Genomic DNA, 15,594 nt, shown 5'->3' with positions numbered 1-15,594 from the left:
GAGTATGGGAGCTTTGGGCCGCTTGCATTCAGTGCTTGGGCTTGGGGATCATGGTTGCTCGCGTATACAAGTCGCTCGAGGATTTCGGCTTCATGCCGGCGGATGCGCAGCATCTGGCTCAACGGCTGCGCTATTCCCACGTGGTGTTCATTGCCGGCCCGCCCGGCGGCGGCAAGACCGCCTGCGCCACCATGCTCGGCTGGTTCCTGTTCCAGGGCATGAAGCGCCCTTTTCGCGCCGATGGCGCGCAGCTCACCAATGAAGGCGTGCGCGATGCCGCGCGCCAGGGCACCCATGGCCTGTTCTTCAACGAAGTGGCTACCCAGGCGGACCTGACCAAAGTGGTCTATGCCGCCGATTGCCGCATGGTGTCGCTGGCCACCAGTGTGATCGCCGAGCCGAAAGTGCCGCAGATCTTCCAGATTCTGCATTTCTTCAATCCAGGCGTTGCCGCGCGCAAGGACCTGATCCTGATCGGCGTCGAGCCTGATCCCGATTCAACGGAAGAACGCTTCAAGGTCGACTGCAAATTCCCGGCTTCGCCGCTGCCGGCCTGAGACCTATCTGCTCAGGCGGATATCGACCTCGCGCTCGACGTAGCGCCATTCCTCGCTCTGGCGCAGACGCCGCACCAGTTCCTCGAAGGCTTCGGCCTGCTCGGGTGCATATTCAAACCAGGTGAGGAAATCGAACGGCTCGCCAAGGTCGCGGCTATGGTGCAGCCGGCGTGCCACCGCCGGCAGGTATTCCAGGCCGATGGCGATATGGCGCGACTGTTCCTCCAGGATCGCCCGGCGCTCATCCTGCGCCAGTGCCCACCAGGCTTCCGACTTGCGGATCGGGATCAGTGCCGCGCGCGTCGCCTGTGGCCGGCCGAGCCCTTCCTGCACGGCGGCAAGGGCGGCAAGTTCGGGCCGGCTGGTATAGCGCGTGTTGGACGTGACGCCGCGCAGCCGCCATGCGGCCCCGACAGGCAGGGTTGCCGGCCCTTCGATCACCGCAAGGCTCGCGGCGGGCGCCAGGCCATCGCCGATATAGGCAGCAACTTTTTCGATCCGCCAGGGGCCGGTATCGCCGGCCACGAAGGCGACAGGAAGCGGAGGAGGCATATGAAAATGCTAGCCCGTCCGATTGCAGCGCAGCAAGCTAATTCCCGATCACCAGCGCGTCATCAACGCTCACGCGTTCGAGCAGGGCAACGAGGTCTTCCCGCGTCAGCGCGACGCAGCCCTCGGTGGGGGCATAACCCTCGCGCGCGACATGCAGGAAAATGGCGCTGCCCATGCCCGGCACGGGCGGATCGTCATTATGCCCCAGCACCACGATCAGATCGTAGACGTGATCCTCTCGCCACAGCTTTTCATGGCTGGCGGCAAAGGGCAGCCGTATGGGCCGGTTATAGGCCGGGTCGGCCGGATCGTCGCACCAGCCCATGCCGCTATCCAGCGGCACCAGCGGCAGGGCGCAGCGGGGCGGCGCCACGCGATCCTGACGGATGAAGACCAGCCGCAGCGGCCAGCGGCCCAAGGGCGTGGCGCCATCGCCTTCGCGCTTCTCAAGCGCCGGCTTGCAGCCGCCCTTGCCAAGCGCGCAGCGCATGCGCATGCCGCTACGCTCCAGCCAGCCGGCGCGGCCATCAGGATCGGGCGTCACGATGATGTCGGTCATGTCAGCCCCCTAGGCCAATAACCGTGCGAGCAGGCCATCCAGCACAGCCCGGCCTTCCGTGGTCGCCACCAGCCGCGCTTCGTCGCGCTTGAGCAATCCGGCGGCCTCCAGTGGCTGCGAACGCTGGCGCGGCACCAGATCATCAAGGCCGATGCCGCAGACCGCGCGCAGGTTGGCATCATGCACGCCTTCCGCCAGGCGCAACCCCATCATCAACGCTTCCTCGGCGCGTTCGCGATGATCAATCGCTGTGATGGTTTCGCGGCCATGGCCCTGGGCCTCTACCTGCTCCAGCCAGATTTCCGGCTTGCGCCGGGTCTGTGTCGCCTGCCAGATGCCAGCCGTATCGCGCACGCGGCCATGGGCACCGGGGCCGATGCCGAGATAGGCGCCAGAGCGCCAGTAGACCAGGTTGTGCCGGCTCTCGCCGCCCAGCTTAGCATGGTTGGAAATCTCGTAGGCCGGCATGCCGGCCTCGGCCATGATCTCCTGCGTCAGGTCATAGAGCGCCGCCTGATCATCCGCCGGCATCGGCCGCAGCGTGCCGCGTGCCACCGCGCCGGCAAAGCCGGTATTCGGTTCAATGGTGAGGGTGTAGAGCGAAAGGTGGTCGCCAGCGAGATCGAGAGCGCTAAGCAATTCGTCGCGCCAGGCGGCGGCGGATTGCTCGGGCCGGGCATAGATCAGGTCGAAGGAATAGCGCGGCACGGCGGCGCGGGCGGCTACGATGGCGCGGCGCGCTTCATCGGCATCATGGGCGCGGCTCAGGAATTTCAGCACCTGCGCATCGAAACTCTGCACGCCGATGGAAAGCCGGTTGACGCCGGCTGCGGCGAAACCGGCGAATTTCGCCGCTTCCGCCGAATTCGGGTTGGCTTCCAGCGTGATCTCGATGTCAGCGGCGAAGCCCCACAGGCTTTCCGCGCGCCGCAGGATGGCGGCAGCGGTTTCCGGTGCCATCAGCGAAGGCGTGCCGCCGCCGAAAAACACCGAGGTCAGCTTCTCGCCCCGGCCATAGCCGGCCGCAGCATAATGATCGAGTTCGGCCAGCAAGGCCGAGCGCCAGCGCGCCTCGTCGACACGCTCGCGGACATGGGAATTGAAGTCACAATAGGGGCATTTCGAGACGCAGAAGGGCCAATGCACATAGAGGCCGAAACCGCGTTGCGGGATGCTGTCAGGCGAAACAGGCATCGATGAGCTGACGGAAGGCCAGCGCACGATGGCTGATCGCGTGCTTCGCCTCCGGCTCCATTTCGCCGAAGCTTAACCCCTGGCCATCGGCGACGAACATCGGATCATAGCCAAAGCCCTTGAGACCGCGCGGCGGCCAGACGAGCTGGCCCGGCAGGATGCCGGAAAAGCTTTCCACATGGCCATCGGGCCAGGCCAGCGTGAGCACGCAGACGAACTGCGCCACCACCACACCTTGCACTCCGGATTTCTCCACCGCATCCCACACCTTGCGCATGGCAAGCTGGAAATCTTTCTCGGGCCCGGCCCAGCGGGCGGAATAGATGCCGGGATCGCCATGCAGGCAATCGACGCTCATGCCGGAATCGTCGGCCAAAGCCGGCAGGTTGGCGCCGCGCGCCGAAGCCAGCGCCTTCAATTCGGCATTGGCAACGAAGGTGCTGCCGGTCTCTTCCGGCTCCGGCAGGCCGAGGTCGCCAGCCGACACCGTATCGACATTATAGGGCCGCAGCAGATCCGCGATTTCGCGCAGCTTGCCCTTGTTATGGCTGGCGATGACCAGCTTGCCGCCGTCAAAGCGCCGCGCCATGGCAGTTTACTTTCCTATAGCCTGGCGCTGCAGCGTGATCAGTTCGCTGACACCCTTCTTGGCCAGCCGCAGCATGCCGAGGAACACATCCTCGGGGAATGCTTCCTTCTCCGCCGTGCCCTGGATCTCGACGATATGGCCGGCATCGGTGAGCACGAAATTGGCGTCCGCCTCGGCGCCGCTATCTTCGATATAATCGACATCCAGCACCGGCTCGCCGCGCACCAGGCCGCAGCTTACCGCCGCCACCTGGCCGGTGAGCGGAATGGCCGGAATGGCGCCGGACTGCACCAGCTTCTGGAATGCAAAATAGAGCGCCACCCAACTGCCGGTGATCGCGGCGGTGCGGGTGCCACCATCGGCCTGCAGTACATCGCAATCGAGGCGGATCTGGCGCTCGCCGAAACCATCGAGCTTGGTGACGGCGCGGAGCGAGCGGCCAACCAGGCGCTGGATTTCCTGCGTGCGGCCGGACTGCTTGCCTTTCGCCGCCTCGCGCTCGGTGCGGCTATGGGTGGAGCGCGGCAGCATGCCGTATTCCGCCGTCACCCAGCCGCGGCCGGTATTGCGCAGGAACGGCGGCACGCGTTCTTCCACCGTGGCGGCACAAAGCACATGGGTCTCGCCGAATTTCACCAGGCAGGAGCCTTCGGCGTATTTGGCGAAGCCCGGCTCGAGCCGGATGGCGCGCAGTTGATCGGGGGCGCGGCCGCTCGGGCGCATGGGCGAACTCCTTGGCTGGAAAAGACAATACGTCGTTCTAGTGGACCCAACCTTGAGCGGCAAGGGGCGAGCCATCTAGGTCTTGCTCGATCCGCATACGTTATAATATAACATTATATTATAACGTAACAAAAACGAGGATGTCGTGTCCAAGCCCGCCCGCCTGCTCTCCGCCTGCGCCGCCCTTTTTCCTCTGATTTCTCAGCCTTTGCTGGCCCAAGAGCAGACCGCCGAGACTCCAACAACGCTGCCGCCGGTGCTGGTAAGCGCTCCCCTGCCGACCCAGGCCGATGATATCCCGGAAGGCAGCACGGTTCTGGAGGGTGAGACGCTGCGACTGCGCCATGCCGCCACCTTGGGTGAGGCCCTGGACCACACTCCAGGCATCGCCGCCACGGCTTTCGGCCCGGGTGCCAGCCGGCCGGTGATCCGTGGCCAGGGCGGCCCGCGTGTGCGGGTGCTGCAGAATGGCGTGGACAGCTTCGATGCCGCCAGCGTCAGCCCGGACCATGCCGTGGGAACGCCGATTGGCGGCGCCACGCGCATCGAAGTGCTGCGTGGCCCGGCGACCTTGCTCTATGGCAGTTCGGCCATTGGCGGCGTGGTCAACGTGATCGATGGCCGGATTCCGCAGGCGATGCCGAAAGACGGTGCCAGCGGTAGCCTGCGGCTCGGCAAAAGCCTGAGCAGCAGCGACAATGACAGCTTCGCCAGTGTCACCACGGCAGCCGGGGATCGCGTCGCCCTGCATGCCGAAGGCGGCTTCCTCAATGCCGAGGATTATCACGCCGCCACTGGTCGCGTGGACAATACCGCGATGCGCGGTCGCAATGGTGCGCTGGGCGGCAGTATATTTGCCGATGGCGGCTATGCCGGCATGGCGGTATCGCGCTTCCACAGCTACTACGGCATCCCCGGCGCTGATCCGGTACATCTGGCAATGCGCCAGACTCGCCTCGACATGCAGTTCGGTCTTTATGATCCATTGCCACTGGTCAGCGAATTACGCGGCAAACTCGGCTATGGCGATTACAAGCATGACGAGATCGAGCCGTCAGGGGAAATCGCCACCCGCTTCAACAGTGACAGTTGGGAAGGCCGCCTCGAAGCAGTGCACAAGATCGGCGGCATCGATGGCGTCGTTGGCCTGCAAAGCAACCGGCGGGACTTTACCGCGCTCGGCGAGGAAGCCTATCTGCCGCAGAACGTCACCGACAGCCACGCGCTGTTTGTGCTGGAACGGTTCGAGACCGGCCCCTGGCAGTTCTCGCTGGGTGGCCGCCTTGAATACCAAAATATCGACGTTCCCTCGCAGGCACAGGAACGCAGCTTCACCAATGGCAGCGTTGCCGCCAGCGCCATCTACCGCTTCAACAAGCTCTATTCCACCGGCTTATCGCTGTCGCGCACTGAGCGCGGACCGACGGCAGAGGAGCTGTTCTCCAACGGCGCCCATCTTGCCACACGCTCCTTCGAGATCGGCAATACCGGCCTGGGCAAGGAAAGCGCGCTGCATGCCGAATGGTCGCTGCGCAAGAATCAAGGTGACGTCACCGGCGCGCTTAACCTGTTCAATACGCGATACCGTAACTTCATCTATGGCGCTTTCACCGGGGCGCAGCAGGCCGGCCTGGATGAACTGCTGTACAGCCAGACCGACGCGGACTTTCGTGGCGTCGAAATAGAAGCCGCTTGGCGCTTCATGCAATGGGCCGGCTTCGACCTCAGTGTCGATGGCGGACTCGACTATGTACGCGCCGAGGATCGTGGCAATGGCCGGCCGTTGCCGCTGATCCCGCCCATCGGCTACCGCGCCGGCTTCGCTGCCGATAGCGAAATGCTGGGTTTTCGCTTTGAGGCGGTTGGCCGCCTGGCGCAGAACCGCACTGGCCTCAACGAAACCGGCACCAGCGGCTACACAGTGCTGAATACTGCCTTCACGTTCCGCCCCTTCGAGAGTAATCGCGCAATTGAGCTGCAACTCAAAGGCAACAACCTGACGGATCGGCTGGGACGCAATCATGTCTCCCTATTGAAGGAGGAAGCGCCAATCCGTGGCCGCGAAATCACCCTTGGACTGGCCATGGCCTTCTGAACCGGCAACAAGGGGCGGCGATCCAGCTTTACACGGTTAGGGGATTCTTGGCAGGGTGAAACTGTACCAAATTGGACTCCGCCATGCCCCTGCCCCGCCCCTCAGCCCTGCTCCTGCTCACCGCCAGCCTCTACCTTGCAGCATCGCCCGCTCATGCTGAAGATGACCATGAAAAGAAGGGCATCAGCACCGAGCTTGGCAGTGCCACGCTGAATTTCACCTTCGATGCAGGTTTCGGCGGCTTCAGCGTCACCAATCCACAATTCGGTGGGGCCTCGAACAGCCCGAATGGCGAGCGCGCTGGCAAACGCAACTGGTTCGAGGGCTTCGTGAAGCCCGGCCTGGGCATCGAGCAGCCGATCGGCGACGGCACCGCCTATGCCGGCCTTTCGGCCATCGGCAGCTTCACGCGCGGCAATGGCGAGGCCCAGGCCACTGCCGGCACGGCGCAGCAGCCGGATCACTTTGCGCTGGAAGACGCTTTTATCGGCTGGCGCTCGGGCGCCACCTTTGCCGCGCTGGGCGAGGATGCCGTGGATATCTCCGCCGGCAACCAGGGTTTCAGCATTGGCGATGGCTTCCTGATCGTGGATGGCACCGCCGAAGGCTGGCGCCGCGGCGCCTATGTGATGGGACCGCGCGGTGCCTTCGAGCGCACCGCCATCCTCAAGCTCAATACCGACCCGGTGCGCGCCGACTTCTTCCACCTCGCCGGCCGCGTCGACCAGAAGCGCATGCGGGGCAACGACTCGCCCAGCACGCAGCTTTATGGCGCCAACCTGGAATGGTTCGGCTCCGCGCATCTCGATCACGGCCGCAGCGAATACGAGGAGCGCGCCTGGTATCTCGGCGCCACCTATCTGCATATCTACGACGCCGACACCACTGCCACCGGCGGCGGCGCCAACCGCGATGGCCTGAATGTCTATGCGCTGCGTGCCGGCCTGGTGCCATCCGACAGGTTCCACGGCTTCGGCCTCTATGGCGAATATGCCTTGCAGGAAAACGACAAGACCGGCAGCAAGGTGAAGGCCAGGGCCTGGTATGCCGAGCCGCAATACACGGCCAGCGCCCTGCCCTGGCAGCCGCGGCTGAGCTATCGCTTCTCACGCTTCAGCGGCGACGACAACACCAACGACACCACCGACAAATCCTGGGACTCGCTCTACAGCGGCGGCGGTCCACGTGGCTTCGGCACCTGGGATCAGGGCGAAATCTATGCCCGCTATATCGGTGGCAACAGCAATCTGCGCAGCCAGATGATACATCTGAAGCTGCAGCCCGACGAAGCCTTCAGCCTCGGTGGCATCTATTACCGGCATGACTTCGATGCCGTGCCGAATGGCGCCAGTTCCCGCCGCCTGATGGACGAAGTGAACCTCTATGCCCAGTGGGAGACGCCGCTGAAGGGCCTCAACCTCACCCTGGTCGGCGGCATGGGCAAGCCCGGCGACGGCCAGAAGCAGTCGGCGACGGCGAACAATGCCGGTAATGGTGAAGCAGTGGACCGCACCATCTGGCTCGGCCAGTTCGTGCTCGGCTACAGCTTCTAAACCTTAGAGTTCGCGGAAGACGCTGAAATCGTAAGTCCAGGGCGTGCTGCCATCGGTGGTGACCTTGCCGATCAGCATGGAGCTGCCGCTGAAGAAGTCGCCATTGGCCTCGTAGTAGAGCTGGCCGGTATCCTGCTGATAGACGAAGCCGCCCTCGCCAAGCTGCGTCGCGGCGCGGGCCACCGCATCGGCCACCATCTTGATATTGACGTTATCGACCAGTTGATCGGCCAGCACGAAGGCGTTGCCGGTCAGCGTGCTGTTGTTATTGGTATCAAAGGCGATCTTGTCGCCGCTGCCCATGTCCAGCACCGTGGTATTGCCGCTGGTGCTGTCGAATACGAAACGGTCATTGCCGGCACCGCCAGTAAGACTGTTGGTGCCGCCGCCACCGACCAAGGTATCGGCGCCGACGCTGCCGGCGATCGTGTCGTTGCCACCACCACCGAAGACGAAGCCGGCCTGACTGCCGCCGAGCGTGATAGTGTCGGCGCCGGTGCCGCCATTCACGGTCTCGATGCCGGCAGTGGTAATGGTATTGGTGCCATTGGCCAGGGTCAGCGTATCGAGGCCGGCACCCAGATCGATGCTGTCGCCGGTGAAAGCGGTAGTCAGGGTCACATTGTCGGCACCGCTGCCGCCGGTCAGTGTCTCGATGCTGCTGACCGTGATGCTGCCGCCGGCATCGCTGAGCGTCAGGCTGTCGGCGCCAGTGCCGCCGATCACCGTCTCGATATTGCTGACCGTCAGTTCGTTGCCGCCATCGGCCAGCTTCAGACTGTCATTGCCGGCACCAAGATCCAGTATGGCGCCGGGCTCCACCCCTTGCGTGAAGGTGACGGCATCATTGCCACTGCCGCCGATCAAGGTTTCGATGCCGCTCATGGTGATGGTATTGCCGCCATCGACAAGCGTGACGCTGTCGGCACCGCTGCCGCCATTCAGCGTTTCAATGCCGGAGATGGTGAGCGTGACGCCGCCATTGGCGAGCGTGACATTGTCGGCACCCGCACCACCGGTCAGCGTCTCGATGCCATCGACCAGGATGGTGTTGCCGCCAGCACCGAGCGTGACAACATCATTGCCACTGCCGCCGGTCAGGGTTTCGATATTGCTGGCCGTCAGGCTGTTGCCGCCATCGGCGAGCGTCAGGCTGTCGCTGCCGGCGCCAAGATCCAGGCTGGCCACCGTGAGATTGCCCAACAAGGTGATGACATCGTCGCCCGCCGCGCCGATCAGCACTTCCACATTGGCGATGGTGGCGCTGCCGCCATCGGCCGAAAGCGTCAGGGTATCCGTGCCGGCGCCAAGGTCGATCACGGCATCGGCCAGGCTGGCGCCCAGTGTGATGACATCATTGCCACTGCCGCCGGTCAGGGTTTCGACATTCGAGACCGTGATCGTGTTGCCGCCATCAGCCAGCACCAGCACATCGCCACCATCGCCGAGATCAATGCTGGCATTGCTCATGGTGCCGCTCAGCGTCACCGTATCGGCGAGCGCACCACCCTGGAGGGTTTCGATATTGCTCAGCGTGATCTCGTTGACCGCATCTGCCAGCGTCAGGCTATCGGCGCCGACGCCAAGATCGATCAGGGTATTCGCGGCCAGCGAGCCGACCAGGGTAATGATATCCGCACCGCTGCCGCCGATCAGGGTTTCGACATTCGCGACCAGCAAGGTGTTGCTGGCGGCAGTCAGCACCAGCTTGTCATCGCCGTCGCCAAGATCGACCGAGCCGCTGGCCGGCGCGGTGCCCAGCGTGATGATATCTGCACCATCGCCGCCGGTGATGGTTTCGACATAGGTAACCGTGGCGGTGTTGCCGCCATCGGCGAATTTCAGCTTGTCGCTGCCGGCGCCAAGCGAAATATTGCCGTTGTCTACCGTGGTTGCGAGCGTCAAATCGTCGGTGCCGGCGCTGGCGATGATGGTTTCAACATTGGTCAGGGTGACGATATTGCCACTGCCGGCAAGCGTCAGGCTGTCATCACCATCGCCCAGGTCGATCAGGGCGCCGGTACCCAGTACGCTGTTCAGGGTAATCTTGTCGCTGCCGCTGCCACCGACCAGGGTTTCCACATCGGTGACCGTTAGCGTATTGCCGCCATCGGCCAGGTAGAGTCGGTCATTGCCGCCATTAAGGTCGAAATTACCCGAAGCCACCGTGGTATCGAGCGTTATCACATCGGCACCGCTGCCGCCGATCACCGATTCCACATTGCTCAGCGTGATACTGTTACCACCATCGGCAAGTGTCAGCTTGTCGGCCCCGGCACCGAGGTCTATCTCGCCATTGTAGGTAGTGGCCAGCGTGACGATATCGGCGCCGGCACCGCCGATCAGCGTCTCGACATTGCTCAGCGTGATGGTGTTGCCGCCAGCCCCCAGCGTCACCGTGTCGCAGCCGCTGCCAGCGAACAGGCTTTCGACACCGCTGATGGTGATGACATTGGTGCCATTTGCCAGCGTCAGGGTATCGACGCCAGCACCGAGCGAGTAACTGCCATTGGTCACCGCATCCGTCAGCCTGACATCATCCGTGCCGGTGCCGCCGATCACGGTCTCGACGCCGGTCAGGGTCAGATTGTTGTCGCCGTTGAACAGCGTTACCCGGTCATTGCCAGCCGCCAGGTCGATCTGGCCAACCAGCGCGGTGGTGAGCTTGATCGTGTCCGCACCAGTGCCGCCAATGATGATTTCGGTATCGCCGATGGTCGCGTTGTTATTGCCGTCCGCCAGCACGATCTTGTCGGCGCCAGCACCCATATTGATCTGCAGATTACCCTGGGCGGCTGCAACCGTGACATAGTCACTGCCGACACCGCCAATCACGGTCTCTACGCCAGTCAGGGTGACCGTGTTGCCACCATCGGCCAGCACCACCTTGTCATTGCCAAGGCCGGTATCGATCAGACCGCCATTCAGCGTGGTGGTGAAGGTGAGCAGGTCGGCGCCGAAATTTCCGGTGACGGTTTCGATATTGGCCAGGGTCAGCGTATTGGTGCCCGAAGCCAGGGTCAGGCTGTCATTGCCGCCACCAAGATCGACACTACCCTTGGCCACGGCCGCACCGAAGGTGATGCTGTCATTGCCGCTGCCGCTGGTCAGGGTCTCGACACCGCTCATGGTCAACACATTGCCGCCATTGGTCAGCGCCAGGCTGTCACTGCCAAGGCCGAGGTTGATATCGATGCCGGTCACCGCATGGGTCAGCGTAACGGCATCAGCGCCCGTGCCGCCGGTGATGGTCTCGATGTTGCTCAAGGTCAGCGTGTTGATGCCATTGGCCAGCACCAGCTTGTCGGCACCATCACCCAGATCGATCTTGCCGCCGGTGGTAAGGGCCGCCTGCAGGGTGATGATATCGGCACCGGTACCGCCGGTGATGGTTTCGACATTGCCGATCGTTGCCGTATTGCCGCCATTGGCAAGCGTCAGCTTGTCGCCGCCGGTGCCAAGCTCGACATAGATTTTGGTGCCGGCGGTATTGAGCGTGATGACATCGACGCCGCTATTGCCGATCACACTCTCTATATTGCTAAGGGTCAGCGTGTTGTTGCCGCCAGCCAGGGTCAACTTGTCATTGCCGTCGCCGAGATCGATGCTGCCATTCACCGCATCGAGCAGGGTGATGATATCGGCGCCGGAATTGCCGATCAGGGTCTCGACCCCGCTCACGGTCAGGGTGTTGGCACCGGCGCCAAGCGTCAGGCTGTCGCTGCCGGCACCCAGGCTGATGCTGCCCTTGGCGATACCGCCGGTCAGGGTGATCAGATCGGCGCCACTGCCGCCAACAATCGTCTCGATATTGGTCAACGTCAGGATATTGCCGCCATTCGCCAGCGTCAGACTGTCGCTGCCGGCACCGAGATCAACGCTGCCGTTGAGCGTGTTGGTCAGCGTCACACTATCGGTGCCGCTATTGCCGATCACGGTTTCGATATTGCTCAGCGTCACCGTGTTGATGCCGGCGGCCAGGATCAGCTTGTCGCTGCCACCGCCGAAATCGAAGCTGCCGGCGGTGCCGACAGCATTGACCAGGGTGATCGTGTCGTCACCATTGCCGGCGATCAGGGTTTCAACCCCGCCGAGCGTGATGTTGTTGACGCCATTGGCCAGCACCAGCTTGTCGTTGCCGATGCCGAGATCGATGCTGGCGGCAGACAAGGCCGCGCCGAGCGTGATGACGTCCGCGCCAGTGCCGCCGACAATGGTCTCGATATTGTTCAGGGTCAGCGTGTTGCCGCCATTGCCCAGCGTCAGCTTGTCCTTGCCGTCGCCGAGATCGACCAGGCCGGTAACGCCGGTGGTAAAGACGATACTGTCATTGCCATTGCCACCGATCAGCGTTTCGACATTGCCGATGGTGAGAGTCTGCGGCCCGCCATCGGCAAGCGTCAGCTTGTCGGCGCCGGCGCCAAGTTCGATGCTGCCGCGCGCCAGCGTGGTTGCGAGCGTGATCAGGTCGGCATCATTGCCGCCGGTGATGGTTTCGACATTGCTCAATGTCAGGCTGTTGCCGCCATGGGCCAGCTTCAGGCTGTCGTTGCCATTGGCAAGGTCGATGCTTATGCCGGTGACGGCATTGCCCAGCGTGATCGTGTCGTTGGCATTGCCGCCCAGAATGGTCTCGGCATTGCTGACAGTGAGCGTATTAGTGCCAAGGCCGAGGCTCAGCTTGTCGCTGCCGGCGCCCAGATCATAGGTCGCGCCGGTAATGCCGCCGGTGACGGAAATAGCATCGTCGCCGCTGCCACCAACAAGATTCTCAACACCAGCAAGGGTGATGGTGTTGTTGCCATTGGTCAGGATCAGCTTGTCGACCCCGGCACCGAGATCAATGCGGCTTGCCGCCGTGTCCATCAGCGTCACAGTGTCGAATCCGGCATTGCCGGTCACCGTCTCGACGCCGGTCAGCGTCACCGCATTATTGCCCTTGCCGAGCGCGAGCTTGTCGTTGCCGGCACCGAGGTTGACCGTGGCTGTCGCCTGGGTGGTGAAGGTGATGCTATCGGCGCCGCTATTGCCGGTAACAGTCTCGATGCCGGTCAGTTGCAGGGTATTGTCGCCGGCGGCGAGGGTCAGGCTATCCTGGCCATCGCCGAGATCGATATTGCCCTTGGCGACTGCGTTGGCCAGGGTGATGCTGTCATTGGTCGAGCCGGTGATCAGTGTTTCGATACCGGTGACGGTAAGCGTGCCGCCATTCTGCAGGGTCAGTTTATCGAGGCCACCGCCAAGATCGATCACCGCACCGGAGGCCAGCGCCGATGTGATCACCACGGAATCATTGGCCGTGCCGCCGGTCAGCGTTTCGATCGAGGCAACGGTAACAGTATTGGCCGCGTTGGCGAGCTTGAGCGCATCGTTGCCGCCGCCGAGATCAATGCTGGCCTTGGCGGCGGCGGAAAGCGTGATCAGGTCGGCGCCATTGCCGCCAGTGATGGTTTCCGCATTGGCAATGGTGGCGCTGTTGCCGCCATCGGCCAGCTTCAGGCTGTCGTTGCCGGCACCCAGATCGATACTCGCATTGGTCAGGCCGGTGGTGATCGTAAGGGTATCGTTGCCGCTGCTGCCCACCAGGGTCTCGACATTGGCGATACTGGCGCTGTTGCCCGCGCCGACTAGGGTCAGCTTGTCGCTGCCGCCGCCCAGATCGATACTGGCATTGGTCAGCTTGCTCGAGATTGCCACCGTATCGGCGCCGCTGCCGCCCACCAGGGTCTCGACATTGGAGACGCCCAGGCTGTTGACGCCATCGGCCAGGGTCAGCTTGTCGCTGCCAGCACCAAGATCGACACTGCCTTTGGAAATCGTCTGGCCCAGCACGATCGTATCGTTGCCGATGCCACTGGAGATATTCTCGACATTGCTGATCGTGGCACTGTTGCTGCCATTGGCCAGCACCAGCTTGTCGGTGCCACCACCGAGATCGATACTGGAACCGGCCCCAAGCGTTCCGGTCAGGGTGACGGTATCGGCGCCTGAGGAGCCGGTGACGCTTTCGACATTGGCCAGCGTCACCGTGGAGGCCGCCGAAAGCGTAACCTTGTCACTGCCGCCGCCCAAGTCGATGCTGGCCTTGCCGCTGACGGTGATGACATCGGCACCGGAACCGCCAGTGATGGTTTCAACATTGCCGATCGTGGCGGAATTGCCGCCATTGGCCAGCTTCAGGCTGTCATTGCCGCCACCGAGATCGACCTTGCCGCCATTCAGCTCGGTGGACAGCGTCACCGTATCGGCACCGGTGCCGCCGGTGATGGTTTCAACATTCGCCAGCGTCAGCGTGTTGGTGCCGGCAGCCAGCTTGATCTGATCGTTGCCGCCGCCAAGATCCAGGGTCGAGTTCACCAGCGGGGTGGAAACCGTCACCACATCGGCGCCGGCGCCGCCGGTGATGGTTTCGACATTCGCCACCGTGATGGTATTGCCGCCATCGGCCAGTTTCAGGCTGTCATTGCCGCCGCCGAGGTCGACACTGCCATTTGATACGGCGGTGCCAAGCGTGATGGCATCGCCGCCGCTGCCGCCTTGGACAGTTTCGGCATTGCTGATCACGGCGGTATTGCCGGTATTCGCCAGCGCGATGCTATCGCTACCGGCCCCCAGATCGACGCTGCTGGAGGTGGTGAGCGAGGTGGTGAGCGTAATCTTGTCGGCGCCAGCGCCGCCCTGGATGCTTTCGATATTGGCCAGCGTGAAGCTGCCGCCGGCATCGGTAATGGTCACCTTGTCATTGCCAAGGCCAAGATCGGCACTGCCCTTGCCGCCCAGCGTGATCTGATCGGCGCCATTGCCGCCGGTCAGGGTTTCGACATTCAAAACCGTGCCGTTATTGCCGCCATTGGTCAGCTTCAGGCTGTCATTGCCGCCGCCAAGGTCCACCTTGCCGCCGGTGAGATCCGTGCTGAGCGTCACCGTGTCGGCACCGCCAACACCGGTGATGGTCTCGACATTGGCCAGCGTGACATTGTTAACGCCAGTGCCGAGCATGAAACTGTCGGCGCCGCCGCCAAGATCGATCTGGGCATTCGGCAGCGCGCCGGTGGCGATGACGATATCCGCGCCGCTGCCGCCGGTCAGGGTCTCGACGCCAGCGACGCTGATGGTGTTGCCGCCATTGGCCAGTTGCAGCTTGTCGGCGCCATCGCCAAGGCTGAAGCTGCCTTTCGTAACCGCGTTGCCTAGCGTGATGTTGTCGGCCCCGGTGCCGCCGATGACGGTCTCGACATTGAGTAGGGTCAAACTGTTGGTGCCGTGGGCCAGCCGCAGGCTGTCATTGCCGCCGCCGAGATCGATCTGGCCGCCCGAAAGCGGAGCGCCCAGTGTGATCGTGTCGGCGCCGCTGCCGCCGGTCAGGGTTTCGACATTGCCGACCGTGGCCGTGTTGCTGGCGCCCTGGAGAACGAGGCTGTCGGCGCCGCCGCCGAGATTGATATTGGCCGCAGCGGCGGGACTGGTGATCGTGATGGCATCAGCACCCGATCCGCTGACAAGGATATCAACCTTGCCATAGGTCTGGGTGTTGCCACCGTCACCGAGATTGACCACCACGGGCACTGCGTAATCCTCTCCTTCTGAGACGCCGTTGAACACGGGCCATGCTTATCCGGGAGGACAAGCTCCCAAGGACAAGCGCAAACCTCGTGCCAGAGCACAACGGTATGGCCAGCGACTTACTGTCGGGCCCAGGCGATCTTACAGCATTTACGGATTTCTGCCGATTTTTCAGCTTGCTTCCGCCTTCGCCTGGGAAGCAGTTAACC

9 protein-coding genes are annotated in these 15,594 nt (G+C 63.1%); 3 read left to right on the top strand and 6 right to left on the bottom strand.

Going from position 1 to position 15,594, the window contains the following annotated elements:
* Nucleotides 1-50: 50 nt before the first annotated feature.
* On the top strand, nt 51-557 hold the full coding sequence (locus tag V6B08_RS09460) for a P-loop NTPase family protein (RefSeq protein ID WP_341980020.1): 507 nt from the start codon (nt 51-53) through the stop codon (nt 555-557).
* Nucleotides 558-560: 3 nt separating this feature from the next.
* Here V6B08_RS09460 and V6B08_RS09455 read toward each other — a convergent pair whose 3' ends face one another.
* Genes V6B08_RS09455 through rph form a run of 5 tightly spaced genes read right to left on the bottom strand, consistent with a single transcriptional unit; the run spans nt 561 to nt 4,174 of the window.
* The gene (locus V6B08_RS09455; RefSeq protein ID WP_341980018.1) at nt 561-1,109 is read right to left on the bottom strand and encodes a chlorite dismutase family protein; all 549 of its coding nucleotides are present in this window, start codon (nt 1,107-1,109) and stop codon (nt 561-563) included.
* Nucleotides 1,110-1,146: 37 nt separating this feature from the next.
* On the bottom strand, nt 1,147-1,668 hold the full coding sequence (locus tag V6B08_RS09450; RefSeq protein ID WP_440588798.1) for a L,D-transpeptidase family protein: 522 nt from the start codon (nt 1,666-1,668) through the stop codon (nt 1,147-1,149).
* A gap of 9 nt (nt 1,669-1,677) precedes the next feature.
* Complete coding sequence (gene hemW / locus V6B08_RS09445; protein WP_341980016.1) at nt 1,678-2,862, bottom strand: radical SAM family heme chaperone HemW; 1,185 nt, start codon at nt 2,860-2,862, stop codon at nt 1,678-1,680.
* On the bottom strand, nt 2,846-3,451 hold the full coding sequence (gene rdgB / locus V6B08_RS09440; RefSeq protein WP_341980014.1) for an RdgB/HAM1 family non-canonical purine NTP pyrophosphatase: 606 nt from the start codon (nt 3,449-3,451) through the stop codon (nt 2,846-2,848). The genes hemW and rdgB overlap by 17 nt, the downstream gene beginning before the upstream one ends.
* A gap of 6 nt (nt 3,452-3,457) precedes the next feature.
* Nucleotides 3,458-4,174, bottom strand: coding sequence for a ribonuclease PH (gene rph, locus V6B08_RS09435; RefSeq protein WP_341980012.1), 717 nt, complete (start codon nt 4,172-4,174; stop codon nt 3,458-3,460).
* Between the two features lie 145 nt (nt 4,175-4,319).
* Here rph and V6B08_RS09430 point away from each other — a divergent pair, with 145 nt between their 5' ends.
* A complete protein-coding gene (locus V6B08_RS09430; RefSeq protein ID WP_341980010.1) occupies nt 4,320-6,269 on the top strand; it encodes a TonB-dependent receptor in 1,950 nt (649 codons plus the stop codon).
* A gap of 83 nt (nt 6,270-6,352) precedes the next feature.
* Complete coding sequence (locus V6B08_RS09425) at nt 6,353-7,822, top strand: alginate export family protein (RefSeq protein WP_341980008.1); 1,470 nt, start codon at nt 6,353-6,355, stop codon at nt 7,820-7,822.
* Nucleotides 7,823-7,825: 3 nt separating this feature from the next.
* Here V6B08_RS09425 and V6B08_RS09420 read toward each other — a convergent pair whose 3' ends face one another.
* Nucleotides 7,826-15,388, bottom strand: coding sequence for a beta strand repeat-containing protein (locus tag V6B08_RS09420; RefSeq protein WP_341980006.1), 7,563 nt, complete (start codon nt 15,386-15,388; stop codon nt 7,826-7,828).
* Between the last annotated feature and the right edge of the window lie 206 nt (nt 15,389-15,594).

Origin of the sequence: Ferrovibrio sp. MS7, from assembly GCF_038404985.1 — a bacterium.
Classification (GTDB): Bacteria; Pseudomonadota; Alphaproteobacteria; order Ferrovibrionales; family Ferrovibrionaceae; genus Ferrovibrio; species Ferrovibrio plantarum.
The sequence above is the reverse complement of the archived record's forward strand: the minus strand, read 5'-3'. Positions and strand labels throughout refer to the sequence as shown.

Coding starts and splice junctions, on each gene's coding strand:
- V6B08_RS09450 (WP_440588798.1), bottom strand. CDS start 1,668: ATGACCGACATCATCGTGACGCCCGATCCTGATGGCCGCGCCGGCTGG.
- V6B08_RS09425 (WP_341980008.1), top strand. CDS start 6,353: ATGCCCCTGCCCCGCCCCTCAGCCCTGCTCCTGCTCACCGCCAGCCTC.
- hemW (WP_341980016.1), bottom strand. CDS start 2,862: ATGCCTGTTTCGCCTGACAGCATCCCGCAACGCGGTTTCGGCCTCTAT.
- V6B08_RS09460 (WP_341980020.1), top strand. CDS start 51: ATGGTTGCTCGCGTATACAAGTCGCTCGAGGATTTCGGCTTCATGCCG.
- rph (WP_341980012.1), bottom strand. CDS start 4,174: ATGCGCCCGAGCGGCCGCGCCCCCGATCAACTGCGCGCCATCCGGCTC.
- rdgB (WP_341980014.1), bottom strand. CDS start 3,451: ATGGCGCGGCGCTTTGACGGCGGCAAGCTGGTCATCGCCAGCCATAAC.
- V6B08_RS09455 (WP_341980018.1), bottom strand. CDS start 1,109: ATGCCTCCTCCGCTTCCTGTCGCCTTCGTGGCCGGCGATACCGGCCCC.